The organism is Ancylomarina sp. 16SWW S1-10-2 (assembly GCF_009669305.1).
Taxonomy (GTDB): Bacteria; Bacteroidota; Bacteroidia; order Bacteroidales; family Marinifilaceae; genus Ancylomarina.
Map to the genome: position 1 here is coordinate 1 of NZ_SADB01000265.1, position 413 is coordinate 413.

General features: G+C 59.1%; 1 protein-coding gene. It reads left to right on the top strand.

The features are described from left to right. The coding region (locus EMN46_RS19185; RefSeq protein ID WP_154202616.1) for a phage tail tape measure protein at positions 1–413 on the top strand (413 nt) is incomplete at both ends.

A 413-nucleotide genomic window follows, 5' to 3' on the forward strand; every position in this document is an offset into this window, starting at 1 on the left:
ACCTTTGATGGTATTGCACAGAATATGGCGGCGATGCTGACCGGCAGTGAGCAGAACTGGCGCAGCTTCACCCGTTCCGTGCTGTCCATGATGACAGAAATTCTGCTTAAGCAGGCAATGGTGGGGATTGTCGGGAGTATCGGCAGCGCCATTGGCGGGGCTGTTGGTGGCGGCGCATCCGCGTCAGGCGGTACAGCCATTCAGGCCGCTGCGGCGAAATTCCATTTTGCAACCGGAGGATTTACGGGAACCGGCGGCAAATATGAGCCAGCGGGGATTGTTCACCGTGGTGAGTTTGTCTTCACGAAGGAGGCAACCAGCCGGATTGGCGTGGGGAATCTTTACCGGCTGATGCGCGGCTATGCCACCGGCGGTTATGTCGGTACACCGGGCAGCATGGCAGACAGCCGGTC